Source organism: Marinobacter nauticus ATCC 49840 (assembly GCF_000284615.1).
Classification (GTDB): Bacteria; Pseudomonadota; Gammaproteobacteria; order Pseudomonadales; family Oleiphilaceae; genus Marinobacter; species Marinobacter nauticus.
In genome coordinates this window covers 3314247-3340528 of record NC_017067.1, presented here as the reverse complement: position 1 = coordinate 3340528, position 26282 = coordinate 3314247, and the positions used below count along the sequence as shown (strand labels likewise).

Sequence of the window (26282 nt, the reverse complement as noted above, 5' to 3'; positions counted from 1 at the left end):
AGAAGTCTCCTGTGATTGTTATTGTTTCTCTCATGGTAGGGCGCGGCCGGTGGGGCTCAATTCAACCTCCGGGCCAAAGGTCTGCTACTTTCAGGCGGGCAAAAACGGTCCCAAAGTACCATATGGCGTGGCAGGCACTGTGATTAGCATGAAAGTGATCGTGGGCGCTTGCCTGCGGTGCCCATAAATGCCAAGCACTAACAATCATGACAAGAGGTGAGCATCATGTGGACCAAGCCAGCTTATGAAGACCTTCGCATCGGTTTTGAAGTGACTATGTACTTCGCTAACCGCTGAGCCACGAATAGCCAGCCCCCGGGCTGGCTATTTGCGTTCTGCTCGGGAGGTTGCCATGCAGATTCGAATTCTGGGTTCAGGGGCCGGGGGCGGTTTTCCCCAGTGGAACTGTAACTGCCGGAATTGTGCCGGTTTTCGGGCCGGTACCCTGAATGCCCGTGCCCGGACCCAGTCATCCATTGCCATCAGCGACGATGGAGAGCGTTGGATTCTTTTCAATGCCTCACCGGATATCCGGGCCCAGCTTGCGGACTTTCCAGCCATGCAGCCGGGGCGTTCGCTACGCGACACCGGAATCTCGGCCATCGTCCTGATGGACAGTCAGGTTGATCACACCACCGGATTGCTGTCACTGCGGGAAGGGCTGCCGCTGGACGTTTGGTGTACTTCGCAGGTGCACAGCGATCTGTCCACCGGCTTCCCGCTGTTCGAGATGCTCCGGCACTGGAATGGCGGCCTGAATTGGCAAGCCATTGAGCCGAACGAAGATACGGCGTTCACGATACCGTGCGCGCCAACTCTGGCGCTAACGGCTATTCCGCTCCTGAGTAACGCTCCGCCTTATTCTCCAAGGCGAGACCAGCCTCACCCTGGCGACAATATTGGCCTATTCATTGAAGACTCCGTCAGTGGTCAGAGCGTTCTATACGCGCCCGGCCTGGGGCAGCCGGATGACCGGATCAAAGCCTGGATGGCCCGAGCTGACGTGCTGTTGGTGGATGGTACCGTTTGGCATGATGATGAAATGATCCGCCAGGAAGTCGGCACCAAAACCGGTCAACAGATGGGGCATCTCGCGCAGGCCGGGCCGGGTGGCATGATTGAGCTGCTGGACACATTGTCGGGCGCGCGCAAGATCCTCATTCACATCAACAATACCAATCCCATCCTTGATGAGGCCTCGCCAGAGCGCGCTGAGCTTGCGGCGCATGGTATCGAGGTGGCGTGGGATGGCATGCACATACACCTGTGAGGTCTGCCATGAACGCACAAGTTACGCCTGCCCTGACTCGGGACGATTTCGAGGCCGCGCTGCGTGCCAAGGGCGGCTACTACCATATCCATCATCCATTCCATCGGGCCATGTACAGCGGTGGATGCACACCTGCCCAGATCCGGGGGTGGGTGGCAAATCGCTATTACTATCAGATCAACATCCCCCAGAAGGATGCGGCCATCATGGCGAATTGCCCGGATGCCAGCGTTCGTCGTCTGTGGTTGCAGCGTATTCTGGATCACGACGGTCATGATGACGATGCCGGAGGCATTGAGGCCTGGTTGCTTCTGGCCGAAGCTGTGGGCCTGACGCGAGAGGAGGTGATTGATCAGCGGCACGTGTTACCGGGTGTCCGTTTTGCGGTCGATGCCTACCTCAACTTTGCCCGTCGGGCCACATGGCAGGAGGCTGCCTGTTCCTCGCTGACCGAGCTGTTCGCGCCGGAGATTCATCAGTCTCGTCTGGACAGCTGGCCAGATCATTATCCCTGGATTGAGGCGGAGGGTTATCGGTATTTCCGCAAACGCCTTTCTGAGGCGCGCCGGGATGTGGAGCATGGTCTGAGTATTACGCTGGATCATTTTGTCTCGGCCGCGGACCAGCAGCGTGCGTTCGAGATCCTGCAATTCAAACTCGATATTCTCTGGACCATGCTGGATGCCATGACCATGGCGTATGTTCATGAGACACCGCCCTATCATACAGTGACAGATCAGCCGGTGTGGCATCGTGGTCTGTAAGGAGGTAACCATGGCTCAGGTCCCCCGCTTGCGTCGAGGTTTCCGGTTTCAGTGGGAGCCGGCACAGCAAAGTCACGTTCTGTTGTATCCGGAGGGCATGGTCAAGCTTAATGGCAGCGCCGGTGCCATACTGGCGGAAGTGAACGGTTCTCGCACCAGTACCGAGATTGTCGAACTTCTGGAGCGGGCGTTTCCGGAGGCTGGTCCCCTGTCAGCCGACGTCGAGGACTTTCTCGCCGAGGCAACCCGCCAACACTGGATTGAATGGCTATGAGTGGTGAACACGAGACTGTTGGTCACCCGCTCTGGCTGCTTGCTGAGTTGACCTACCGCTGCCCGCTCCAATGCCCGTATTGTTCCAATCCGCTGGATTATGCCGATCAGGCGCATGAGCTTTCGACGCGCCAGTGGCTGGAAGTGCTGAAGCAAGGCCGGGCAATGGGGGCCGCCCAGCTGGGCTTTTCCGGTGGCGAGCCCCTGGTGCGGCAAGACCTGCCGGAATTGATCGCCGGTGCCCGGGGCATGGGTTACTACACCAATCTGATCACATCGGGCCTGGGACTGACGGAGGCGAAGGTTCAGGATTTTGCCGAGGCAGGGCTGGATCATATTCAGGTCAGCTTTCAGGCATCGGATCCTGAGCTCAACAATGCGCTGGCCGGCTCCAGAAAGGCCTTTGATCAGAAGCTGGCCATGGCGAGGGCGGTCAAGGCGGCGGGCTATCCGATGGTGCTCAACTTTGTGATCCATCGTCACAACATTCATCAGATGCCTGACATTCTTGCGTTGTGTGAGAAGCTGGGGGCCGATTATGTTGAGCTGGCCACTTGCCAATACTACGGGTGGGCGTTTGCCAACCGGGAAGGGCTGATGCCCTCGAGAGATCAATTGGTAACGGCTGAGGCCACCGTGAATCGCTACCGCACTGATCTGCTTGCGCGGGATCATCCGATGAAGGTGATCTTCGTAACACCGGACTACTACGAAGAACGTCCAAAAGCCTGTATGAATGGCTGGGGCAGCCTGTTCCTGACCGTTGCCCCTGACGGAACGGCGCTGCCTTGTCACAGCGCCCGGCTTCTGCCGATTGAGTTTCCCAATGTGACCGAGCAGTCGCTGGAGGATATCTGGTATCGCAGTCCCGGGTTCAATCATTACCGTGGTGACCTCTGGATGCCTGAACCCTGCCGTTCCTGTGACGAAAAAGGCAAGGATTTCGGGGGGTGCCGCTGTCAGGCTTACCTGTTGACCGGGAACGCCGACAATGCCGATCCGGTTTGCGGAAAGTCACCACATCACGACCGGATCCTGGCCGCCCGAACGGCAGCCGATCACGCGACGGCTGGTCTGGAGGATCTGATCTACCGAAACGCCCGGAATTCCCGTGTCATTTGCCTGGGATGAAATCCTGTCGGCCCGCACGGCATGTCTTGAAACTCAGCAGTTTTCGGAACTGAAAGCCGACGGCGGGCTAGTGTACTGGCTGGCTTCTGAGCCCGGCTCCGGGCGTGTAAACCTGTGGCGCTTTGACGGCGAGCGGACACGAAGAATCGAGACCGGTAACGGTGTCGGCAGTCGCCTGAACGGATACGGTGGCGGTGCCTTTGCGGTGATGGGGCGATTCATATGCTGGGTGGCAGAGGATCAGAGTCTCTGGCAGCTGGATCTTGGAACGGGCGTTCGGCTCAGCCTGGTCGCTCCCTCCGGGGCACGGTGGGGAGGGCTGGTGGCAGACCCCCACCGGCAGCGCTGGTTGGCCGTACGAGAATACCGCGATCAACAGGCCCTGGTGGCGATTGGCTCGTCTGGACAGATTACGGTGCTCGACGACCGTTTTGACTTCTACAGCGCGGCGGCGCTCAGTCCGGACGGCAAGGCCTTGGCCTGGGTCAGTTGGCAGCTCCCGGACATGCCTTGGGATAGGTCCATGTTGTGTCTGGCGCGGCTTGGCGCCAACGGCGATGTGCGGGATGCGCTCGTTGCGGAACCGCCGGGAGGCGGGTCTGTCCAGCAGCCCCAGTTCGATGATAGCCAGCTCTGGGTTCAGTCGGATCACCTTGGCTGGTGGCAGCCGTTTAGGGTGGATCGAAATCACCACTCGCTGCGTTGGACCGCAGGAACTGAGGTCATGGCCGATCACGCCAACGCGCCCTGGCAGCTCGGGGAGCGGCATAGTTGTCCCCTGTCTGGCGGGGGGTGGGGACAGGTCCGTTATGTCAGGGGGTGGGCCGAACTCTGGATTGATCGAGACGGCAGGCGTCGCCGGGTGGCATCGTCTTACTCGGATTTCCGGTGGCTGTGTGCGTGGAATAATAGCCTCGTTTGTCTGGCCCGCCGACCGGATAGCACGGATCACATTCTCAGGATTGATCCGGACACCGGAAGGGAGGAGGTATTGAGTGCGGCCTCTTCACCGATCACAGAACGCGACTGGGTCTGGCCGGAGACTCTGTGCCTGCCTCCAGATGACCAGTGTTCGTTCGAGCTGCAAAGCTTTCTGTACCGGCCGGCAAAGCCAGCCAAGGCCTCACCGCTCATCATCCTGGCCCATGGCGGACCGACCTCGGCTGCCTACGCTACCTTCAATGCCCAGATACAGTTCTGGTGTCAGCACGGGTTTGCGGTAGCGGACGTGAATTACACCGGCAGCACCGGTTTTGGTCGGGCATATCGTCAGGCGCTGGCTGGCAACTGGGGACGAGCCGATGTTGCCGATGTTGTAAGGGTGAAACATGCGCTTGGCGCCAGCCGCGGGATAGACCCTGAGCGGGTGTTTATCCAGGGGCGCAGTTCCGGTGGCTATACCGCGCTGATGGCAGCCATGCAGCCGGGACAGTTATTTCGTGGTCTCGGCAGTGTGTTTGGCGTGACCGAACCGTTGAAGCTGAAGGCAGCCACCCATCGGTTTGAGTCGGGCTATCTTGACTGGTTGTTGGGCCCACCGGGTTCTCGAGGTGTTAACTGGCGTTCCCGGACACCGGCCCTCCAGGCAGGCCGGATTGCCTGTCCGGCGCTGTTTTTTCAGGGCGGAAAGGACCGGGTGGTGGTGCCGGAGCAAACCCGGGAAATGGTGGCGGCTCTCAGAGCGGCAGGCCAGTGCGCCGAATTGGTCTGGTTTGATGAAGAGGGGCACGGTTTCCGCTCTCCGGAGAATCAGGTCACGATGCTGGATACACTATGGCGCTTCTATCGCAGACTGGCAGAGTGAGCCGGCCTTAGCCAAAAGGTCGATGAAGCGCTCGCCAAGTTGCGTTAATATGTCAGTTACTCCTATAACAACAACCGTACGCGTCAGGCCCCATGAGTTACGACATTTCTGCTTTGCGAAAGTTTGTCTCTCCGGAGATTGTGTTCGGCGCGGGATCACGCCGATCGGTGGCCAATTTTGCCAGCAATTTCGGGGCGCGCCACGTGTTTCTTGTCTCGGACCCCGGTGTCCAGGCTGCCGGGTGGGTTGGTGAGATTGAAACGCTCCTGAAAGAAGCCGGCCTGGCCTGCACCACTTACACTGCAGTTTCCCCCAATCCCAAAGTGGATGAGGTGATGGCTGGTGCCGAGCAGTACCGGTCGAATGACTGTGACGTTATCGTCGCCATTGGTGGTGGCAGCCCGATGGACTGTGCCAAGGGCATCGGTATTGTCGCCACGCACGGTCGGAGCATTCTGGAGTTCGAAGGGGTGGATACCATCACCAATCCCCCTCCGCCCTTGATACTGATTCCGACGACGGCGGGAACCTCTGCCGACGTATCCCAGTTTGCGATCATTTCGGACCCCAATCGGCGCTTCAAGTTTTCCATTATCAGCAAGGCGGTCGTGCCGGATGTCTCTCTGATTGATCCGGAAGTCACGGAAACCATGGGTGCTTACCTGACCGCCTGCACCGGGGTGGATGCGCTGGTTCACGCCATTGAGGCATTTGTGTCTACCGGCAGCGGACCGCTCACCGACACGCACGCTCTCGAAGCCATCCGACTGATCAACCGGAATCTGGAGCCATTGGTTGCCAACCCGGCGGATCCGGTATTGCGTGAGCAGATCATGCTGGCCTCCATGCAGGCGGGCCTGGCCTTTTCAAATGCCATTCTTGGGGCAGTACACGCCATGTCGCACAGCCTCGGGGGCTTCCTGGACCTGCCCCACGGATTGTGCAACGCGCTATTGCTGGAGCACGTGGTGGCCTACAACTTCCCGTTTGCCGAAGACCGCTTCCGGCGTGTGGCGGAGGCCATGGATATTGATACCCGGGGAATGAGTAATGCCCAGGTCAAAAAACACCTGATGGCCCGTATTGTTGCGCTCAAGAAAACCGTCGGCCTCGAAGCCCGGTTGAAAGAGCTGGGCGTGACGACATCGGATATTCCCTATCTTTCAGGCTATGCATTAAAGGACCCCTGCATACTGACCAACCCAAGGAAGTCGTCGCTTCGGGATGTTCAGGTGGTTTATGAAGAAGCCCTCTGAATCGTCTGACAGTGGTTTTGGCGTTGGTGATCTGCTGGGACTTGGCAGTCAGTCGGTGCGTAAGAATTATTATCCGGCCTTGCAGGAACGTATTGAGGAATTGGAGCGGGAGCGCAACCGTTACAAATGGCTGTTCGAAAACGCGCTGCATGGCATTTTTCAGGCCAATCTGCGGGGTGGTTTTCTGGCCTGCAACCCGGCGATGGCGCGGATTTGCGGATACGACAGCCCTGAACAGCTACAGAACCGGATGATCCGGCTTCGCGAACAGCTTTTTTTCAGCGCCGCGGAGTTTGATGTCATTCGCCAGGAATTGCTGGATTACGGCAGCCTTAGCGCGCGGGAGGCTCGTTTTCGTCGGGCCGACCAGTCGGCCGTCCATGTCGCCGTGACCATGCTGCGGCGGCCAGACCTCGGGCCTGAAGTGGTGGAAGCCTTTGTTGCTGATATCACTGACCGTGTTCAGGCCCGGGAAAAGCTCGAACAGCTCAACGCCGAACTTGAGCGCCGGGTGGAGGAACGCACTGAAGCGTTGCAGAACGCCAACGTGGACCTCCGCTATCAGATTGAAGAGCGCGAGAAAGTTGAGCAGGAGTTGGTGATTGCTGTCGATGCCGCCAAAGATGCAAACCGGAGTAAAGACAAGTATCTGGCCGCCGCGAGTCACGATTTACTTCAGCCGTTGAATGCCGCCCGGCTCATGATCTCGGCGTTGCAGGACAGCACCCTGCCCGATGCCGAACGCCGGATGGTGCACCAGGCCCACCGTGCTCTGGAAGGCGCAGAGGATCTTCTGGCGGATTTGCTGGACATCTCCAAGCTGGATCAGCAGGCGATGAAGCCCGATCTGGTGTATACCGACGTCGATGAGCTGGCGCGCAGTCTCGGCAGCGAGTTTGAGGCCGTGGCGGCCAACGCAGGGCTTGGTTTTCGGGTCCGTTCTTCACCGGCCATGGTGCGCACGGATCAACGTATGCTCACCCGTATTCTTCGAAACCTGCTCAGCAATGCTTTCCGTTACACGCGGTCCGGTGGTGTGATGCTGGCGGTGCGTGTGCGCGATGATGACGTTCGGCTCGAAGTCTGGGATACCGGCGTCGGGATTGATGCCGCCAAGCTCGATGAAATCTTTACCGAGTTTCATCAGATCCTGCCGCAGGGGGGCGGTGGCAGGCAAGGGGTTGGCCTTGGGCTGGCCATTGTCGAGCGAATGGTTCGGGTTCTGGGCTATCGGATTGACGTGGCGTCAAGACCCGGGCTTGGCTCTCGCTTCACCGTAACGCTGCCACGCGTTCCCGTGCCAACGTTGCAGGCCTTTGCGAAACCTGCCCCGGCCGTGTCGACAGACTGCGGTTTTGAGGGAACTCCGGTTCTGGTCATTGATAACGAGCCAGCCGTCCTTGAGAGCATGGCGACGCTTCTCAGTCGATGGGGGTGTGTCGTGATTACGGCCGGTGGCCGGGAGCATGCCCTGGCCCGACTGGATGAATCCGGCTTGACTCCGAGAGCCGTGCTTGCGGATTACCATCTCGATGATGGCCAGACCGGTTTTGATGCCATTCACTCGGTGCGGCGACATCTGGCGATGGACCTGCCCGGGGCCATCATTACGGCTGATCGCAGTGACGAGACGCGGGCCTTGTTACGAGCCCAGTATCTTCCTGTATTGAATAAACCGGTCAAGCCCAACCGACTGCGGGCATTGCTGACCAGCCTGATTGCCTCGTCGTCGTTCTGACGCTGTAAGACCGTCTTACAGACTCCCGTGCATTCCAACCGCAATACTTCCTGAAGCCGGTTTTCCCCCGGCCACGATAGACAATCTTCAGGGAGTGCTTCATGACAACAACAGGATTCAGAACATCGTGGGGGCGCTGCCGCTGGCTAATGGCAGGCATGGCGTTGGTGGTGCTGCAGGGCTGCGGGGGCGGAGGCTCGGATTCTTCTGATCCCTCGGACTTCGATGCTCCGGTTGAGCCGGTCAACATTGGTGGCGATGGCGACCTTTACGCCCCGGATCGGATAATGGCCGTGGACATTCGTATGTCCGCTGATGATTTCGAAAAGCTGCGTGCCGAGGGGCGTACCCTGGCGAGCACGGATCGCGAGTGTATACCGCCGTTCGAATACACGGAATTTACCGCGCGTGTGTCGATTGATGGCGATCGGATGGACAACGTCATTGTTCGCAAAAAGGGTTATATGGGTTCTCTCAGCCCAAGCATTCCCTCTCTCAAGCTGGATTTCAACGACCTGCAAAAAGGCCGGACCTACCAGAATTCCTCACGGATGACCCTGAACAACAACCGCCAGGATCCTTCCAATGCCAGGCAATGCATGGCGTATGACCAGTTCCGTGAAGCCGGCATTGCGGCGCCAAGATGCAACTACGCCAGGGTAACCGTGAACGGCGAAACACTCGGCGTGTTTACCAATGTCGAGCCTCTTAAAAAGCCTTTCCTGACCCGTGCGTTCGGCAACGATGAGGGCAATCAGTATGAGGCGCAGACTGCCGATTTTGGTACCTGGCTGAGCCAGCGATTCGAGAAGAAGACCAACGAAAAGGAAAACGACCGAAGCGATCTGCAAGCCGTTGCAGAAGCTCTGGCGTTGCCAGATGAGCAGATGCTGAACGTGTTGCCGCAGTTGGTCGATGTGGACGAGTTCATCCGCTTCTGGGCGGTGGAAACCTTGCTCGGCGCCTGGGATTCTGCCACCGGTAATGCCAACAACTTCCATATTTACCGTAACCCGGAGGACGGACTGTTCCATTTCATTCCCTGGGGGGCGGACACGGCTTTTCGCGGGGACCATCCGCTCAAGCCGCTAACCGGTGTTTTCTATCGCAACTTCCGGCTCGCAGATCGTCTGTTCCAGATACCCGAATACCGGGCAGCCTATTATGCGGAGCTGGAGAACCTGTTGGAAACCCAGTGGGATGAGAATGCCTTGACCGACCGCCTGGCGCGCATTCGTCAATTGACCGGAACCACCGAGGAGGCGGCGGCCAGCCTGCAACGCTTTATCATCGGCAACGGTGAGCCGGGCGACGATGATTACCAGCCCGCCCGCAGGGCTGTTCTGGAACAGGCGATGGCGGCGGAGACGCCGACAGGCGAAGTCTCGCTTCTGGCAGACAAGGAGCCGGATTGCAGCGCGCCCACCACGACGGCTTTGACGGGCAACATCACATCCCAGAGCGGAAATGACCGAGGTGCATTCAATTTCACCTTGCCGGACGGGCGCAACGTCAGTGCCAGCCTGACCTACGCCGCCTTTGAAGTGGACAGCCTGGTGTATTCCGTGGACCGGGAAACCAAACCGGCGGTCGTTAGCCTCCTGATGATCGGCGTGGATGCCGGTGACAGCTTCAAACCCTATGTGCTTCAGCTGTTTATTGAATCGTCGGACTACGTACCGGGTAGCCATCGCCTCCATGGCTTTGCCACCAATGCGCTGCTGTTTGAGGTGGATGAGAGCCTGCCCGGAGATGTCCGGACGATTGCTCTGGGAGCTCAAGGGCAAATTACCCTGACCAGTGTTGGCACCGGGGAGCAGGCCGGGGACGTGGCAATCACCCTGGATGCCACCCTGGAGTACGTGGCCGACGTGCCATGAACATGGCCGTTGGTAGCCCGGTGGCGAGATTTGCCGGGCATTCCCTTGAGGCGCAGGCAAGAGCGCTCCTGATGAACCGTGTGGACACCAAGTTCATGATTCCGGCTCATGAGCTCGACCAGTGTCTTCAGGGCCTGGAGCGCGAGTATTCGATGCTTGAGATTGGGGCGGCTCGGCGTTTTACCTACGACACCCTGTATCTGGATACGCCGGACAGCCAGCTGTATCTGGATCATCACAACGGCAAGCTCAATCGTTTCAAGCTGCGGATTCGTCACTACCGGCAAAGCGGAGAGAGCTTTCTTGAAGTCAAGAAGAAGAGCAACCGGCAACGCACCATCAAAACCCGCTTGTCGTTAACCGGAGACGGTCGGGACCCGCGCGTCATCAATGATTTCCTTTCCGGGCAATTCGGCCTTCCGGCTGCAGGGATGCGGCCGGCACTTTTTGTCCGGTATGAACGGATGACTTTGCTCCGGCGGGACGGCCATGAGCGGGTGACGGTGGATACCGGGCTCTCATTCCAGACGCCTGATCGACAGCATTCCGTTGCGCTCCCAGGTCTTGCCATTTTCGAAATCAAATATGACCGGAAAGCCTCTGGCTCGCCTTTGATGGCGCGTCTGGCCGCGCTCGGATACAGGCCCGTGACTTTCAGCAAGTACTGCGTTGGTCGGGTTTTTCTGGACGGAGACAACCTGAAAACCAATCGATTCAAACCGTTGTTAAGGAGCGTTCATGGAATCTGCAGTTGACCTCCATTTTGTTATCCGGCTGTTGATTAATGCGGCCTCGGTATTGGTCTTGATTCGCTGTTATTACCGCTATTCCCGTCACCGGGAGAATGCCGCCTCTTTCATTCTCTTCGGCGTTGGCGTGTTTCTGGTGACGGCGCTGCTGCATTCGGTCACGGTCACGATGGGCTTTGCCTTTGGCCTGTTTGCCGTGTTCTCGATGCTGCGTTATCGCACCGAAGCCCTGGGTATCAAAGAGATGACCTACCTGTTCCTGGTGATCGCCATGGCCCTGCTGGCCGCAGTCGGGACCATGCACCACCTGGAGTTGATCATGCTGAATGGCCTGGTGATCGCCCTGGCGGTTGTGCTCGAGACCCGCATCCTGTTACCGCGACACGGTGAGAAGGAGGTGGAATACGAAAAGATCGAGAACGTCCACCGGCAACAACAGGCAGCCTTGATTGCCGATCTCAGGGAACGCACCGGACTGGATGTGTTCCGGGTTGATGTGGTGTCTGTCAGCTACCTGAGAGACACCGCGATGCTTCGAATGCACTATCACCTGGAGGCGGGGCATGAATGAGCAAGCGGGCAAACTGCTGGCCTTTGCGCTGCTGCCGATGATTGGTTCAGGCGCCCTGGCGAGTGATGGTGACGGGGGGGCTCAGGCGGAGGTGAGTGGTTACATCGCGGCCGGTGTCGACCACTACGGCGCGTTCCATGATGAGGACGGAGAAGAATCCACGACGCGTGGCGTGTTGCGCAACGCCAAGCTCCAGGTTGAACTGGCGTGGGGCGACGCCTGGGAGGCCGAGATTGACGGCGGCTACGAGATTGAAGGCGACAACAAAGACGCAGAGTTGGGCGATGCCTATGTTCAGTACAACGGCCCTGATCGCCTTGCCGTCCGGCTGGGCCAGTTTAAGGAGCCGTTCGGTATGGAACGGCTGACCAGCTACTCAAGTCTCAGTACGGGTGAGCGCTCAATGGCTACCTCGGCCTTTGCGCCGGGCCGTTCACTGGGGGTTATGGTGGGGCAGTACCGGAAATCCTCAACCTGGGCGCTGGGGTTATTCAGCGATGAACGTAAACCGGAAGACGGCAGCGCTGTAACTGCCAGAGTCTCCCGTGCTCCCGTCCGCTCGGAGGATCAGGTCCTCCATCTCGGTGCAGCAGCATCCTGGCGCCAGCATCGTGAGGAGGAATTCCAGATCAAGGATGAGGCCGAAGTGTTCAGCGCTGACAACGTGGTTCGCAGTCCCCGCTTTGAGGCCCGTGAAAGCAGACTTGCGGGCGTGGAGGCCGGTTGGCAGTTTCATCGGTTGACCGTGACCGCAGAAGTCATGGCTCAGGAGGTGCGTCGTAAAGGCGGAGAATGGTGGCGGTTTACCGGGGGCTATGTCCAGGCAGGCCTGCTGTTGACCGATGACCAGCGCCCATACGAGCGAGGCGAGTTCAAACGCATCAAACCAAAGAGTAACGGCGGCGCCTTGGAACTAGTGGCACGCTACAGTGCCGTTGACCTGAGGGATCGAAGCATCGGGGCGGAAGCCAGCATCACCACCGTGGGCCTGAATTACTATCTGGGTAAAGACATTCAGGTTCGCTTGAATTACCTGATGCCGGAGATCAGCGGTAATCGTCTGTCGCCTGATCCCGGGGGCAATGCTGCGACCCTGCGGCAGGTTTACCGGTTTTAGTTGGGAGGGCGAGTGCTTTTGTCGGGCCCATCGATATGCCGGGGTAGTTCCAGTATCACCTCGGTCCATTGCCCGGGTTCGCTGGCAATCTTCATGGTGCCACGATGATGCCGCATGATGGTGTGGCAGATACTCAATCCCAGCCCCAGGTTATCCGGCGTCTCGCTGGTGGAGAAAAACGGGTCAGTCAGTCGCTGCAGGTCACTGGAGTCTATGCCTTTGCCATTATCCCGGACGGTAATGCTGGTCACGGCTTCGGTGGCGGCAGCGGTAATCCGGATTTGCGGTCGTGCAGGGCTAGCAGCACGGATGGCTGACGATGCATTCATCAGGAGGTTGACGAACACCTGAATCAGCGGTGACGGAAAACAGGCGACCGAGAGGCCAGCGGGGATCTGGGTGGTGACTGCGGTGCCCTGAAGCTGGTGCCGGCAAAATCGCAGCGCCGTTTGCACCAGCTTGTCGAGATTTACAGCCTCCGGGCCATGATCCGGCGCCGGGCGGGAGAATTCGATCAGATCCGAGACGATTTCTGCAATCCGGTGTTGATGGCTTGCAGCATCGTCCAGCGCCTCGGCCACGTCCGGATTCCGGTTGATCGCCGCGGAAAAGTCTACCGCCTGTATGGCGCAATTGAGCGGATTGGTAATCTCGTGCAGCAGCCCCTTGGCCATGTGGCTCAGGGCCTGGTGTTTCTGCTCCTGGGCCAGTTTGTCCTCGGTGGCCTCCAGTGTCTGCAAGGCGCGGGAAAGTTGCCGGTTTCGATCTCTGAGCAGAAACTGCAGGGCCAGCAGGTTGCGCAGGAACTTGGAGAAAAACCACGCCGATAACGGCGAAACCACCAGGCACATCAGAATCAGCCAGTTGGTGATTACGCCGATAAGCACGGTGACAACCTGATCGGTCGGGACCGTGACGGCGGTGGCCAGCACCAAAAGGATCAGGTTGGCCGCCAAAATGATGCTGGTGTGCTTCAGCGACAGGGTGATGATGCCGACCGAGCTGATAAAAAAGAACAGCCCCACCACAGGCGCGATGGCGGCGCCGGCACCGATATAGCCGAGGTAGCTGAATGTCGCCATGTTGATGAATACGAGATAGACAACCAGCGGTGCCGCTCGCCGCAACCGGGTGAAGCGATGAGCCAGAATAAGCGCTGTCAGCACCCCGGTGTAGAGCAGGTAACCGGCAAACACCGGGGGCTCCACTGAGTGCGTGAGCTGCCCGGCCAGGAATAGCAGGGTGCCGATAAACGCGATGATCAGGTAGACATCGGCGAACAGCGGCAGCACGCGGTACCGGTACTGGGTGCGGGAAAAACGTTCGAACCGCCGTTGCCGATCAACAGGCAGCTGTTTGATCTGCTCAATACCGGAGAGCAGGTTCATGGTAACGCCCTTTGGTGATGTCTTTGCATAAACAGAATCAGCTCCGGCAAGCGTTCGAAGCCCAGCTTGACGAAGATCCGGTCCTTGTAGGAATGCACCGTTTTACAGGACACCCCCAGCTCCTCAGCGATATCTCGAACCGCGACCCGCTGTGACATCAGTCGCGCCACCTCCCGTTCGCGACCGGACAATGCCTGGTAAGCGGTAAGAGCGTCATCAGCCCGGTCGCGTGTTGATTGCCAGTTGCCAAGGTATACCTGGCCGCTGCGAATGTAGAACAGGGTTTTGATCAGTTCCTGGATCGACTGCTGTTTCGAGACCACCGCCTTGATTCCGGACTCCAGGTAAATCGCCATGCGGGCGCTGTTGACCGGAGTGTCGGAGATAAGCAGCACGGAGAGCGCCGGGTGCAGGCTGAGGGCATTTTCAGCAATGGTGAGTCCATCATTGTCTTTCAGATTCTCTTCAATCAATAGCACGCCGGGCCTGACAGCGGCCAGGCGTTGCAGCGTCTCAACGCCGGTCTCGGATTCACCTACTAGCTCAATGTCTTCGTTATGAAGAATCTGGAATAGCAATCCGTCGCGGAAAAGACGGTGGCTGACGGTCGCGAACAGCCGGAGTCTGCGCGGAGGATTCACGGTCAGTTACCCGATCCAGGGAGTACCGGCAGCGTTATGGCCAGGTGCAGGCACTGGCCGTCTGCCTCAGCACTGACATCGCCCCCCAGCAGGCTGGTGGTGACGAACAGCATCAGAAGTGCTGCCTGTTGTTCAAGAAGCGGATCGGAGAGCCGCGTGAGCGGAGCCAGTAGATGGCTGTAGATGCGTAGCGGTTGTTCCGGGGCTACGTGAAGCTGATCGCGGCTCTCGGTTAGCACCAGGTGGCTCCAGTCAAGACCGGAGCTGACAAGCAGGGTGTTGAGGGCTTGCCCCAGTAATTCTGCCGGCGAGCAGGGGGGAGACGGTGTGGCCCGTTCCTGGGGCGGGGTCCCGCTGAACAGTGATGCAATCCGGCTCTGCCCGGGGCCTGCCGGGACGATGTTTTCCAGCCGACTGAGTTCCTGCCGCACACGGTCGCAGAACCGCCGGACAAGCTCCTGTTCCAGATGCATGTCCTGGCTGGCCCTGAGGTGTGCTTTCGCCGCAGGCAGGTGGTCAATGCTGGCCACGGTATCCAGAAAAGCGTTCAGTGTGGTATCTGGAACCTGTGAACTCAGGATCGGTCTCAGATGATCGAGGAGCCTGCCGTGGCGTTGCAGGCGCAGCTCGGCAAAGCGTTTCCGGGTTTCGCAGCGGGTGTTGTCCAGGGCCGACGCCAGCTCACTGTGGCGAGCGATGGCTTCCCGGAACAGTGGCAGCAAGGTTTGTGCTTGCCAGGGTTTTTTCTGGTAACGAAAGATACGGCCTTCGTTCACGGCATTGAGGGCAACGTCCACCTCGCCCCAGGCGGAAGTCAGAATCCGGACAACGGCCGGATGAGACTGACGCAACTCATCCAGCAGCTCTTTGCCCTGCATGCCCGGCATCCGTTGGTCCGTCATCACCACTGCAATCGGCGCGCCCGGCGTTCGCAGATGTTCCAGTGCCGCTTCCGCAGTGTCTGCGGACAGCAGGGAGAACTCATCCTGCAGGTGTTCGAGTTGACGGATCAGATATTTCGTGGCGGCAGGTTCGTCATCGACAATGAGCACAACGGGCCGTTGCCCCTCGGTGTTTGGCAGCGATGGCTGCTGCTCGGTCTGGCCGGACAGCTCCGGGCTTGTCAGGGCCGCTGTCATAAGGTGTGAGCGTATGAGATCTGGGTCCAGGGGCTGCTCGAAGCAACGATCGATTACCTGAGTATCCAGCAGCGCCACCAGTTCGCTCAGGATAACGCGCTCGGTTATCAACACCCGGAGCACGGCGGGATATTGTGTTCTGGCCTTGGTCAGCAGCGTAGAGTTAATGACGGTTGAGGTTTCGCATCCGGCTATCACCAGCGCTGCGGGCGGGGCTTCAGCGGCCGCTATGTACTCAAGCACTGCCTCATCCGAGTTGAAGGTGTGTATCGAGAAGTCCTGTGCGAACAAGGCCTTGAACGTCTGCTTTGCCTCTTCGCTATGGTAGCGCAGTAATACGGCAGGTGAGTGGAAGTGCCCCATGTTTATCGGTCGTTCCTTGATATCGAATCGGCTGGACAGGTTATCAGGGCGGCATCTTTCGTTTTGTAGGAAATTCCTACAAATGCAGAGTGGGGTGCCGGAAATGTATGTTTCTGTGATGACTTTGGCAATTGCCAGAGCCCGGTGCCTGAGAGCGACTACACTTATCGCTGAGTGCTTTCAGGAGGGAAATGTCATGACCACTCAAGACGGCCATCTCACTAACCACGAAGTCACCATCTGCCTCGCCGGTGGTGCCGTGCTGGGTCCGTTCAATGCTACCTGGAGCCAGGACTCCGGCGGTGATGTGCGAGAACTGGTGCGCGAGTACGATGCTTTTCTGCAGGGCGAGAAGCAGAGCCGCTTCAAGTTTCACCTGCACGACACCTACACCAATACCGTGCACACACTGATTCTGAATTTTGAGCAGGTGACCGGCATCTGCGACCATGTCCGCCTGAAATCCCATGGTAACGGCACCTGAGGGCCGCTGTGGGAAGCCATCGAGCGTGACATAAGGAGGATGTGATGACCGAGTTCAGAACTGAAAAAGACAGCCTGGGTGAGGTCCGGGTACCGACCAGTGCGCTCTGGGGCGCGCAGACCCAGCGTGCGGTGGACAATTTTCCGGTCAGCGGGCAGCCGATGCCGCCCGAATTCATTGCCTCTGTGGTTCAGGTTAAACGTGCGGCGGCCCAGGCCAACGCGTCACTGGGCTTGCTGGAGCCGGAACTGCGTGATGCCATTTGTGACGCCTGCGACCGGTTGCTGAAAGGGGAACATGCAGATCAGTTTCCGGTGGACCGTTACCAGACCGGCTCCGGTACCAGCACCAACATGAACGTGAACGAGGTGATCGCGGCTCTGGCGCGAGAGAAGGGCGTGGAGGTTAATCCCAATGATCACGTCAACATGAGCCAGAGTTCCAACGACGTGATCCCGACTGCGATCCATGTCAGCGCTGTGCTGGCAGTGAAAAGCCGGCTGCTGCCGGCGCTGTCGCATCTCCGGGGAGTGATCTACGGCCGGGAGGCTGAACTGTCCGGACAGGTGAAGACCGGGCGCACCCATCTGATGGATGCCATGCCGGTGACACTTGGCCAGGAGCTCAGAACCTGGCGGGAGCAGGTCGCGGCGACCGAGCTTCGCCTTGAGCGGGCCATGGAGGACCTGGCGGCACTACCCCAGGGCGGTACCGCGGTAGGTACCGGGGTGAATGCTGCGTCGGAGTTTGCTGGCCAGTTTGTGAAGTTTCTGAAGCAGAATACGGGCTATCCGTTCCGGTCGCTGGAGCACAAGTTTCTGGGGCAGAGTGCGGTTGATGCGCCTGTGGCACTGTCTGCCCAGTTCCGCGGTGTGGCCGTGGTGTTCACCAAGATCGCCAATGACCTGCGCTGGATGAACAGTGGTCCGATCCATGGTCTGGCTGAAATCAGCCTGCCGGCCTTGCAGCCGGGCAGCAGCATCATGCCTGGCAAGGTGAACCCGGTGATACCGGAATCGGTGGCGATGGTGAGTGCCCAGGTGACCGGGCTGGATGCGGCTGTCGCCATGGCGGGCCAGTCTGGCAACTTCCAGTTGAATGTGATGCTGCCACTGGTGGGCGCAAATCTGCTGGATATGTGCGGGTTGCTGGCCAATGCCTCGAACCTGCTGGCAGACAAGGCCCTGCAAGGGTTCACCGTTAATACCGAAAACCTGAACGCGGGGGTGGATCGAAACCCGGTTCTGGTGACGGCATTGAACCCTGAAATCGGCTACGCCCTGGCCGCGGATATTGCCAAAGAGGCATACCGTAGCGGGCGCCCGGTTATCGACGTTGCCGAGGAGCGGAGCGGATTGAGCCGCAAACGGCTTGAGGAACTGATGGACCCGCTCAAGCTGACCCGAGGCGGACTGACCTGATCTGGCCGGCTGTTAACAGGGGAAAGCAGAGTGCTGTTGTCGCTTGAGTTGTTTGTCATGCTGGTGCTGGCCAACGGGTCTCCAGTGGTTGTGGCGCGGTTGTTTCATCAGCATGGCAGTTGGCCCCTCGATGGTGGCCGGCTGTGGCGCGATGGCCGACCGCTGCTGGGGCCCAGCAAAACCTGGCGTGGGCTGGTATCCGGCGTTCTGACCTGCGCGCTGTTCGCCCTGTGGGTGGGCCTGGGCTGGTTGTTCGGAGCGCTGTTTGCTTTCCTGTCGCTGTGGGGCGATATGCTCAGCAGTTTCACCAAGCGCCGTATGGGATTGGCTTCCAGCGCCCGGGCGGTCTGGTTGGATCAGCTGCCCGAGGCGCTGTTACCTATGGTGATGGCCTGGTACTGGCTGCCGCTGCCACTGTGGGAGGCGGTCGCCGTTGCCCTTCTGTTCGCATTGTCCAATATGTTGTTCTCTCCGCTGTTTTACCGCCTCGGTATACGTAAACAGCCACACTGAACTCAGGGCCCGCGAGTGAGGGTGTGAATGGTCACTTCCGGGGGGCAGTTCAGACGCACATTCAGGACCGAAGTGCCGGCTCCCGGTGAGGTGTAGCCTTGCATGCCGTTTACCTGCCAGAGCCCGCGGCCAAGGCGCCTCGGGCAATCGGAGTCGAGCGTCAGCGGGATGCCGCCGGGCAAACAGAGTTGCCCACCGTGGGTGTGGCCGCAGAGGAACAGGTCGTAACCGGCATGGGCGGCTTCCCGCCAGATTTCCGGCGTATGACTGAGCAACAGGCTGATTCCCCCTGCGGGTATATCGTCGCCGGCCCGGTGCAGGTTGTGAACCTTGTAGTAGTGGGCATCGTCCACACCGGCCAGGTACAGGCGGCTGTCGCCGCGCTCCAGCGGTACCATTTCATTCATCAGTAGCCGATAGCCCATGTCTTCAAGAGCCGGCACCATTCGTACACTGTCGTGGTTGCCCAGCACGGCATAGGCGTCGCCGTGAATGGCCTGGCGCAGTCTGGCCATACCGTCCAGAGCATCGTCTACAGGGCCCCAGGTGCGTTGGCGGTAATCGCCGGTCAGAACGCACAGATCGTAATCCAGCGGGGCGATTTGCCGTATAACTGCCTGCAGGTTGGCTTCGTCCATATCGACATGCAGGTCGGTCAGGTGAAGGATGCGGAAGCCCTCGAAGGCCGAAGGGAGATCGGGCAACACGAAGGTGTTGTGCTCGGTGATGAGTTTCAAACTGTTGGCCTGAGCCCGGCGTAGCAGGCCCACGGCCTTCAGGCAGAAACGAATCAGTTTCGGAGCGTTGGTCAGGTTTTCCAGATGGAACGAGCGCTTGTCCCGCCCGAACACCCGGGCTTCGGTTTCCCGCTCAATGCCGAGGCGTTGACGGGCATGGACGGGCCCGAGCCTCAGGCTCAGGCGGTAGTGGAGCAGCTCGTCCTGATCTTCCGATACGCGAACCCTTGCGGTCATGCTGTTATCCCTGATGCCGAGCGGAACCTTATCAGTGGTTCCTGTCTTAATTATGGTTGTTGCCCTGGGTAGTGCAAATTACAGGTGCTGATTTGGCTTTTCACTATTGAGACGCCACAATCAGTGATCATTCGACGATGTATAGTGTACGGAGTGGCCCATGACCGATGCATGTAATCTGCCCGGCCTGAGTGTTCCCAGGAGTCGTTTCCCGGACCCTGAACAGGATCTGCCTGAAGCGGCCGGTGAGTCCCGGCTGGTGTTGGCGGGGGGCTGTTTCTGGTGTGTGGAAGCGGTCTTTCTGGCGGTTGACGGTGTTCAACGTGTGACCTCTGGTTATGCCGGCGGTGAAGCCAGTACCGCGAATTACGAGGCGGTCTGTACCGGGAAAACCGGGCACGCCGAAGTCATCGAGGTGCATTATGATCCGGCACGGGTCAGCTTCGGCCAACTGTTGAAGCTGTTCTTCTCGGTGGCCCATGATCCCACCCAGCTCAACCGACAGGGTAACGATGTCGGCAGCCAGTATCGCTCCGCGATATTCTATGAGACCCCAGAGCAGCACGATGTAGCCGAGGCGTATATCCGCCAGCTGGATGCCGCCGGTGTGTATCCGGATCGCATCGTGACGACCCTGGAGCCCCTGGAAGCCTTTTATCCGGCTGAGGAGCACCACCAGAACTTTGCCGCCCGTAATCCCTGGCAACCGTACATCATGGCGGTAGCGGCACCGAAGATGGAAAAGCTGGCCAACACCTGGCCCGAACAGCTGAAGCCTGAATTCAGCAAAGACGACCCGGACCAGGCTTGAGGAGGCACCGATGTCTGTATCTGCAGCAGGCTATGACCTGACACCGTTAACCCGGGCAGAAGTGGAAGCCCGGGCTGAGCATCTTTCTGAGGAAGAACGCCGGGTGCTGCTCGATCACGGCACCGAGCGTCCCTTCTGTGGCACGTTGCTGGATAACAAAACGTCCGGCACCTATCACTGCCGGTTGTGTGATCTGCCGCTGTTCAGCTCCGATTCCAAGTTTGATTCCGGCACTGGTTGGCCAAGTTTTTTCCAGCCCTTCGACCCGGAGCATATCCGATACCTGGAGGACTCCAGTCTTGGAATGACCCGTATCGAAATTCGTTGCCCCCGTTGCGACAGTCACCTGGGCCACGTGTTCCCTGATGGGCCGCCACCTACCGGGCAGCGTTATTGTCTGAACTCCATTGCCATGGACTTCCGCGAAACGGAATAGGGTCCTGCTACTTGGCGCTGGTGACGGACACCACATAGTCTGCTACCGCCTGAATCTGGCTTTCGGTGAGGGATTCCTCAAAGGCGGGCATAACGCCAACGCCACTGGTCACGGCCCGGATTACCTGATCCCGGTTCGGGCGCAGCCCATCCAGGTTGGGGCCGATAGACCCGGAGGCGCCGGCATCGGCCAGCGTGTGGCAAATGGTGCAGGACGGTTGCGCCACTTCTGTGAAAATCGCCCTTCCCGATTCGTTGTCGGCATGGGCGGTTTGTAAGGCCAGGGTCAGGCTGGCGGCCATCAGTGTCTGAGGCTGTCTCTTCATGGTCTTCTACATCTGGAATCAGCGGGCAGCGCTGTCTCCGGCTCCGCCCACTGAGGATCAACCCACGGTGACCGTTACGCCATGGTCACTCCATCCGTTGTGGCCGTAGCCACGCTCGTTATCTATCCGCCCTTCGGGCTGGCTGTTACCCTCCACATCGGTGGCCTTGCTGACAATTCGGTGCTCGCCAGGGCCGAAATCGACAGCCATCACAAAAGGACGCCAGGCAAAAGGCCCCAGATCCGGCCCCAGGAACCGCGCTGGTTTCCAGTTTTTGCCGCCGTCGGTCGACACTTCCACCTTATCCAGCGCGACCGTACCGCCGAAGGCCACACCGTAGATCATGTTGCGTCCCTTCCGGCCGGACTCCAGTGGTGAAGTGACCCAGGATTTGACGTTCATCTCCCACATGGAGGGCTGGTCTGGTGAGCCCTTCATGCCCACATCCCGCACCCGATAGCCCGAGGCCTGGATCTTGGCGTCAGTCTGATTTTCGGTAAGGGCAATCTGTTTCACGTATTTAACGTTATTCACACCGTAGTAACCGGGCACCACCAACCGCAGTGGTCCCCCGTGGGTGTGTGGCAGGGGCTCATCGTTCATCTCCCAGGCGAGCAGGGCGCTGTCCAGGGCGCGGGTGGGAATTGAGCGCTCAACCATGATGGATTTTGGGTCGACTCCATCGGGCAGACTCTCACCGCCGGTTCCGGTGATGTAACGTACACCGTCCACAGCTCCGCCGAGCGCGTCGACCACATCACGCAGGGGTACTCCCGTCCACATGACGCATCCGGCAGCGCCTACGGACCACTGGGTACCGCTGGCTCCGTGGGGGAAGAACGCCCGACCGTTGCCGGAGCACTGAAGTACCGAGGCGACGGTGGTCACGCCCATGGATTTCAGCTCACCCACGGTCAGGGTTCTCGCATTCTTCACACCTTCGACACGGACTTCCCAGGCATCCGGGTTATCGGTAACGCTTGCGGGCGGAGCCGGCAGGTTGTTGCGCACAAACAGTCGGTCGCTGGCGGTGATGACGCCGTTGCCGATGGCGCCGCGCTGGGTTTCCATGGTGTTGGTGCTGTGGATAATCAGCGCGCTGCGTTCTTTCCAGACGGCATAATCCGGTAGCGATTTTGGTTCTTCCGCGGCGCTGAGCCGGCTGAATCCCAGCAAGCTGACTGCCGCCATGGCGCCGGCGCTGCCGATTAGAATGCTGCGCCGGGAAGGGTTGGCAAGGCCCGGGTCGTTAGGGCCCCGCTCCAGGGTTGTTTCGGTTTTCATGTTCCGTCTCCAGTCTTTGGTCTTGTTTGCGGACGGGCGAATACGCGGTTCGGTTTGCGTATGTATAACCTTATTACGTATAGATCCTGGTTAATAATTGATCAAATATTCAGGTGTTATTCAGTGGGTCCGGGAGCCGGTATAATCCGCCGCTATTGTCCGGCCCCTGCAGGCGCCGGCCGGAATGTTCCTGAGGTATTCAAAATGAAGCGACTGAATCTGAGCCCGCTTACCGAGTCGGCCACCCTGCTGCGTCGTGCCGGCGTCGTGATTGGCTCCGTGGGGCTGACGGCGCTGTATTCGCTCTTGATCCTGTTGCGGGCGCTTTTCGGACGCCTGAACCGGCCGATTGTCGACAAATATTGCCGGGAATGGTCGGCGGCGTTGTTGCGGCTGGTTCGGGCGAGCCTGGTTGTTCGCGGAGAAGTGCCGGACTTCAACGATGGCCGGCGCTACATCATCATGAGCACCCATGCCAGCCACTACGACATCCCGGTCAGTTTCGTGTCGCTGCCAGGTTCAATCCGCATGCTCGCCAAAAAAGAGCTGTTCAGCATTCCTCTGCTGGGGCAGGCCATGAGGGCGGCCGAGTTTCCCTCTATTGACCGTTCCCGTCGAAACCGGGCGGTGAAGGATCTGGAGAAAGCCCGTCAGATGATGGAAAGTGGCATTGTGTTGTGGGCAGCCCCGGAAGGCACCCGTTCTCCGGACGGTCAGCTGTTACCCTTCAAGAAAGGCTGCTTTCACCTGGCCCTGGATACTCAGGCTGTGATTGTACCGGTGGCGATTCGGGGGATTCATCGGGTGCTGCCCGCGCGCACCTGGCAGATTAACCTGGGGCAGCCGGTGGATGTGCGGGTGGGCACCCCCATCGACACGGCAGGAAAAAGCAAGGACGACATTGCGGAGATTATGGCGGGCGTGCGGGAGAATCTGGAGGAATTACTGGGCAATGGCGAGGCAGAATAAGCTGCCCCGCCGGCGATGCTCAGGCGGCGGAGACCACGGTAGAGAACAGATAGCCGGTGTAACCGATGTAAACGGCCAGCAGCAGGGCACCGTCAACCCTCGATACGAGCTTGCGCCAACCGGTCAGGCCGAAGCCCATGACCAGAAGCGCCAGAGTCAGGCCCAGCATTAACGTCCAGTCCCGATACAGCACCTCAGGGTCTACCGACAACGGTTGAATCGCCGCGGCGAGCCCCACCACGGCCAGGGTGTTGAAGATGCCTGAGCCCAGGATGTTGCCCAGAATCAGGTCGTGCTCGTTCTTCTTCACGGCGGCAATAGCTGAGGCCAGCTCCGGCAGTGATGTGCCGATAGCGACAATGGTCAGGCCTATGATCAGATCACTCACACCCAGGCTCTGGGCAATAGCGACCGCACCCCAAACCAGAAGCCTTGAACTGACAATCAGCAGAATCAGCCCGATTACCAGCCAGATAATTGCGGTTTTCAGGGGCATGGGGTGGGCAACGATTTCGGACTCAGCATCCCCTCCAAGCGGGTCAGCTTTGCCACGTATCCCCTGATAGATGGACCAACCCATTACCGCGGCAAAGACGCCCAGAAGCACCCAGCCATCCAGTCGGCTCAGCTCTCCGTCGATCAGTTGCGCACCGGCAATCAGAGTGAGTACGACCAGTAGTGGCAGTTCTTTGCGGATGACCTGTGAGTGCACAGCGATCGGCGCGATGATGGCGGTCAGGCCAACAATCAGGGCGATGTTGGTGATATTGGAGCCGTACCCGTTTCCGAGAGCCAGGCCGGGGTTGCCGTCAGACGCAGCCATGGCAGAGACCGCAAGTTCCGGAGCAGATGTGCCAAAGCCGATAATGACCATGCCGATCAGTAGCGTAGGCATGCCCAGGTGTTTCGCGGTGGCGGCGGCTCCTTCCACAAATTTGTCCGCGCTCCAGACCAGCAGGATCAGGCCGGCAATAACGGCACCGATGGCCATCAACATAGAGAAACCTCAAAAAGATTAACGTCGGAAACTCCGGCCCATGGCCCGGAGGAAAGTGTTTGGCGCACAAGATACCGTATTAGGGGGCGATTGGTCAGCACTGAGATGCGCGCCGTTGCAGGTAACTACGGATGATCCAATGGTTGGGTGCCGGGGTATCAGACTAAAGTGGCGCTGATATTGTTAACAAAACACGAGACAATCCCGGCAAAACGATAAGATGACGGGCAATGTGCCAACACACCGGTAATTGCACCACTGGTGCCAGCCGTGCCCGCAACCGACACGCATCAATTGATAATCGCAATTTATTCTTTCGGCGAAAATCGGGATAATTGCGCGCAATTTCAGACCGGAAGCTCACGGCAGCGCCGTCTACCTCGCGCCAGGCCGGCTTCCGACAGGCCACTTTGCTGATCGTGGAGTGGCAGCAGGCTTCAACACTAAGCTAGGGTGAAAACCAATGGCCGTTAGACAGGCAGATGTAGTGCTGGTCGGTGGGGGCGTCATGAGCGCGACCCTCGGCATGATGCTCAGGCAGCTGGATCCGTCCCTGGACATCGTCATGGTGGAACGTCTTGACCACGTTGCCCATGAGAGCACCGACGGATGGAACAATGCAGGTACCGGGCATGCCGGTTACTGCGAGCTGAACTACACCCCCGAAACCGATGATGGCGATGTCGAGATTGAGCGGGCGTTGAAAATCAATGCCCAGTTCGAGGTATCGTTGCAGTTCTGGTCTTACCTGGTGGAGCAGGGCATCCTGCCGGAGCCGACTTCTTTCATTAATCGTACGCCACACCAGAGTTTCGTCTGGGGCGAGAAAGACGTGGCGTTTCTAAAGCGCCGTTACGAGCGTCTGAGCGGGCACCACCTGTTCCAGGAAATGGAATACACGGAAAGCCCGGAGGATCTCGAAGAGTGGATGCCGCTCGTAGTTCGCCACCGTGATCCTATGCAGCGTGTGGCCGCGACCCGAATCAAACATGGTTCCGACGTGGATTTTGGTTCACTGACCCGAAGCATGGTGAAATGGCTGGAAACCCAGCCCAACTTTGAACTGATGCTCAGCAGCCCGGTGCACTACATTGACCAGCGCGACAATGGCCGCTGGAAACTGCGGGTGAAAAACCAGAAAACCGGTGAACTGACCAAGCTGGAAGCCGGCTTCGTGTTCCTCGGTGCTGGTGGTGGCGCGCTGCCGTTGCTGCAGAAGTCTGGCATTGATGAGGCCCGCGGTTACGGTGGCTTCCCGGTCAGTGGTCAGTGGCTGGTGTGCCAGAAGCCGGACATCGTCAAGGAGCACCATTCCAAAGTGTACGGTAAGGCACCGATTGGCGCGCCGCCGATGTCTGTCCCTCACCTGGATACCCGCATCATCAATGGCGAACCTGCCCTGCTGTTCGGACCGTTTGCAGGCTTCACCACCCGCTTCCTGAAGCAGGGCTCCATCTTCGATCTGATTGGTTCGGTGCGGGCTACCAACCTGCGCCCGATGCTGTCAGTCAGCAAGAGCAATATGGACCTCACCCGTTATCTGATCGGCGAAGTGTTCCAATCCCATGCCGACCGTGTAAATTCCCTGCGCAACTTCTTCCCGGATGCCCGTGAAGATGACTGGAAGTTGCAGATGGCTGGCCAGCGGGTGCAGATTATCAAGCAGACCGAAGAGGGTGGTGGCAAGCTTGAGTTCGGCACCGAGATTGTCGCAGCTAAAGACGGCACCCTCGCCGCCTTGCTGGGTGCCTCTCCCGGGGCTTCTACTGCGGCTAACGCCATGATCAATGTGCTTGAGCGCTGCTTCCCGGAGAAGATCAAGAGCGAGCAGTGGCAGTCCCGCATGAAGGAGCTGGTGCCATCCTATGGCCAGTCTCTGGTGGATAATGAGGAGCTGCTCAACAGCGTTCGTGAACGGACCCTGTCAACGCTCAAGCTCAGGTAATGCTATCCTCTTGATTTGAGAATTCTCAGATCAAGAGGA

General features: G+C 59.0%; 26 protein-coding genes. 19 read left to right on the top strand and 7 right to left on the bottom strand.

From position 1 onward, the window contains the following. Positions 1-225: 225 nt before the first annotated feature. The 12 genes from pqqA (at position 226) to MARHY_RS15470 (ending at position 12553) form a co-directional block, all read left to right on the top strand. Positions 226-297, top strand: coding sequence for a pyrroloquinoline quinone precursor peptide PqqA (gene pqqA / locus MARHY_RS18645; protein ID WP_007153157.1), 72 nt, complete (start codon positions 226-228; stop codon positions 295-297). Positions 298-352: 55 nt separating this feature from the next. Next, positions 353-1270: a pyrroloquinoline quinone biosynthesis protein PqqB gene (gene pqqB / locus MARHY_RS15520; RefSeq protein ID WP_014422650.1), complete on the top strand. Its 918-nt coding sequence runs from the start codon at positions 353-355 to the stop codon at positions 1268-1270. Positions 1271-1278: 8 nt separating this feature from the next. Further along, positions 1279-2034, top strand: a complete 756-nt coding sequence (pqqC, locus tag MARHY_RS15515; protein WP_014422649.1) for a pyrroloquinoline-quinone synthase PqqC — start codon at positions 1279-1281, stop codon at positions 2032-2034. Between the two features lie 10 nt (positions 2035-2044). Continuing rightward, positions 2045-2308, top strand: a complete 264-nt coding sequence (pqqD, locus tag MARHY_RS15510; RefSeq protein ID WP_023009649.1) for a pyrroloquinoline quinone biosynthesis peptide chaperone PqqD — start codon at positions 2045-2047, stop codon at positions 2306-2308. Then, positions 2305-3438 carry a pyrroloquinoline quinone biosynthesis protein PqqE gene (gene pqqE, locus MARHY_RS15505; protein WP_014422647.1) on the top strand — a complete coding sequence of 378 codons (1134 nt, stop codon included), beginning with the start codon at positions 2305-2307 and terminating at the stop codon, positions 3436-3438. The genes pqqD and pqqE overlap by 4 nt, the downstream gene beginning before the upstream one ends. Beyond that, on the top strand, positions 3419-5242 hold the full coding sequence (locus MARHY_RS15500) for an alpha/beta hydrolase family protein (RefSeq protein ID WP_014422646.1): 1824 nt from the start codon (positions 3419-3421) through the stop codon (positions 5240-5242). The genes pqqE and MARHY_RS15500 overlap by 20 nt, the downstream gene beginning before the upstream one ends. A 92-nt stretch (positions 5243-5334) precedes the next feature. After that, positions 5335-6498 carry an alcohol dehydrogenase-like regulatory protein ErcA gene (gene ercA, locus MARHY_RS15495; RefSeq protein WP_014422645.1) on the top strand — a complete coding sequence of 388 codons (1164 nt, stop codon included), beginning with the start codon at positions 5335-5337 and terminating at the stop codon, positions 6496-6498. Beyond that, positions 6482-8236 (top strand): hybrid sensor histidine kinase/response regulator, encoded by a 1755-nt coding sequence (locus MARHY_RS15490; protein WP_014422644.1) that lies wholly within the window; start codon positions 6482-6484, stop codon positions 8234-8236. The genes ercA and MARHY_RS15490 overlap by 17 nt, the downstream gene beginning before the upstream one ends. Before the next feature lie 101 nt (positions 8237-8337). Continuing rightward, positions 8338-10116, top strand: a complete 1779-nt coding sequence (locus tag MARHY_RS15485; protein ID WP_114433885.1) for a CotH kinase family protein — start codon at positions 8338-8340, stop codon at positions 10114-10116. Next, positions 10113-10871 (top strand): polyphosphate polymerase domain-containing protein, encoded by a 759-nt coding sequence (locus MARHY_RS15480; protein WP_014422642.1) that lies wholly within the window; start codon positions 10113-10115, stop codon positions 10869-10871. Before MARHY_RS15485 ends, MARHY_RS15480 begins: the two co-directional genes overlap by 4 nt. Continuing rightward, positions 10855-11436, top strand: a complete 582-nt coding sequence (locus MARHY_RS15475) for a DUF4956 domain-containing protein (RefSeq protein ID WP_014422641.1) — start codon at positions 10855-10857, stop codon at positions 11434-11436. Before MARHY_RS15480 ends, MARHY_RS15475 begins: the two co-directional genes overlap by 17 nt. Then, positions 11429-12553, top strand: a complete 1125-nt coding sequence (locus MARHY_RS15470; RefSeq protein WP_014422640.1) for an OprO/OprP family phosphate-selective porin — start codon at positions 11429-11431, stop codon at positions 12551-12553. Before MARHY_RS15475 ends, MARHY_RS15470 begins: the two co-directional genes overlap by 8 nt. Here MARHY_RS15470 and MARHY_RS15465 read toward each other — a convergent pair. Genes MARHY_RS15465 through MARHY_RS18410 form a run of 3 tightly spaced genes read right to left on the bottom strand, consistent with a single transcriptional unit; the run spans position 12550 to position 16084 of the window. Continuing rightward, positions 12550-13941, bottom strand: coding sequence for a sensor histidine kinase (locus MARHY_RS15465; protein ID WP_014422639.1), 1392 nt, complete (start codon positions 13939-13941; stop codon positions 12550-12552). The genes MARHY_RS15470 and MARHY_RS15465 overlap by 4 nt on opposite strands. Next, positions 13938-14582, bottom strand: coding sequence for a response regulator transcription factor (locus MARHY_RS15460; RefSeq protein ID WP_014422638.1), 645 nt, complete (start codon positions 14580-14582; stop codon positions 13938-13940). Before MARHY_RS15460 ends, MARHY_RS15465 begins: the two co-directional genes overlap by 4 nt. Before the next feature lie 2 nt (positions 14583-14584). Beyond that, positions 14585-16084: a response regulator gene (locus MARHY_RS18410; protein ID WP_014422637.1), complete on the bottom strand. Its 1500-nt coding sequence runs from the start codon at positions 16082-16084 to the stop codon at positions 14585-14587. Positions 16085-16280: 196 nt separating this feature from the next. Here MARHY_RS18410 and MARHY_RS15450 point away from each other — a divergent pair, with 196 nt between their 5' ends. From MARHY_RS15450 to MARHY_RS15440, 3 genes are read left to right on the top strand one after another with little or no spacing between them, the layout of a single operon-like run. Next, positions 16281-16568, top strand: a complete 288-nt coding sequence (locus MARHY_RS15450) for a hypothetical protein (protein ID WP_014422636.1) — start codon at positions 16281-16283, stop codon at positions 16566-16568. A gap of 44 nt (positions 16569-16612) precedes the next feature. Further along, entirely contained in the window at positions 16613-17989 is a 1377-nt protein-coding gene (locus MARHY_RS15445) for a class II fumarate hydratase (RefSeq protein ID WP_014422635.1), read from the top strand. Between the two features lie 30 nt (positions 17990-18019). Next, positions 18020-18502 (top strand): CDP-archaeol synthase, encoded by a 483-nt coding sequence (locus MARHY_RS15440; protein ID WP_011786816.1) that lies wholly within the window; start codon positions 18020-18022, stop codon positions 18500-18502. A gap of 2 nt (positions 18503-18504) precedes the next feature. Here MARHY_RS15440 and MARHY_RS15435 read toward each other — a convergent pair whose 3' ends face one another. Beyond that, positions 18505-19476: a metallophosphoesterase gene (locus MARHY_RS15435; protein WP_014422634.1), complete on the bottom strand. Its 972-nt coding sequence runs from the start codon at positions 19474-19476 to the stop codon at positions 18505-18507. A gap of 160 nt (positions 19477-19636) precedes the next feature. Between MARHY_RS15435 and msrA the strand changes: the two genes are divergently transcribed. Both msrA and msrB read left to right on the top strand, forming a co-directional pair. Continuing rightward, positions 19637-20287: a peptide-methionine (S)-S-oxide reductase MsrA gene (gene msrA, locus MARHY_RS15430; RefSeq protein ID WP_014422633.1), complete on the top strand. Its 651-nt coding sequence runs from the start codon at positions 19637-19639 to the stop codon at positions 20285-20287. Positions 20288-20297: 10 nt separating this feature from the next. Next, positions 20298-20723, top strand: a complete 426-nt coding sequence (gene msrB / locus MARHY_RS15425) for a peptide-methionine (R)-S-oxide reductase MsrB (RefSeq protein ID WP_014422632.1) — start codon at positions 20298-20300, stop codon at positions 20721-20723. A gap of 7 nt (positions 20724-20730) precedes the next feature. Here the strand turns inward: msrB and sorU are convergent, their stop codons facing one another. Both sorU and sorT read right to left on the bottom strand, forming a co-directional pair. Beyond that, positions 20731-21048: a SorU family sulfite dehydrogenase c-type cytochrome subunit gene (gene sorU, locus MARHY_RS15420; protein ID WP_014422631.1), complete on the bottom strand. Its 318-nt coding sequence runs from the start codon at positions 21046-21048 to the stop codon at positions 20731-20733. Between the two features lie 57 nt (positions 21049-21105). After that, positions 21106-22332, bottom strand: a complete 1227-nt coding sequence (sorT, locus tag MARHY_RS15415) for a SorT family sulfite dehydrogenase catalytic subunit (protein WP_014422630.1) — start codon at positions 22330-22332, stop codon at positions 21106-21108. A gap of 204 nt (positions 22333-22536) precedes the next feature. On the opposite strand from sorT, the gene MARHY_RS15410 reads away from it, so the two are divergent. Then, positions 22537-23301 carry a lysophospholipid acyltransferase family protein gene (locus tag MARHY_RS15410; protein ID WP_014422629.1) on the top strand — a complete coding sequence of 255 codons (765 nt, stop codon included), beginning with the start codon at positions 22537-22539 and terminating at the stop codon, positions 23299-23301. Positions 23302-23320: 19 nt separating this feature from the next. Here the strand turns inward: MARHY_RS15410 and MARHY_RS15405 are convergent, their stop codons facing one another. After that, positions 23321-24298 carry a calcium/sodium antiporter gene (locus MARHY_RS15405; RefSeq protein ID WP_011786811.1) on the bottom strand — a complete coding sequence of 326 codons (978 nt, stop codon included), beginning with the start codon at positions 24296-24298 and terminating at the stop codon, positions 23321-23323. A 463-nt stretch (positions 24299-24761) separates the two neighbouring features. Between MARHY_RS15405 and mqo the strand changes: the two genes are divergently transcribed. Further along, positions 24762-26243, top strand: coding sequence for a malate dehydrogenase (quinone) (gene mqo, locus MARHY_RS15400; protein ID WP_011786810.1), 1482 nt, complete (start codon positions 24762-24764; stop codon positions 26241-26243). Positions 26244-26282 lie beyond the last annotated feature (39 nt).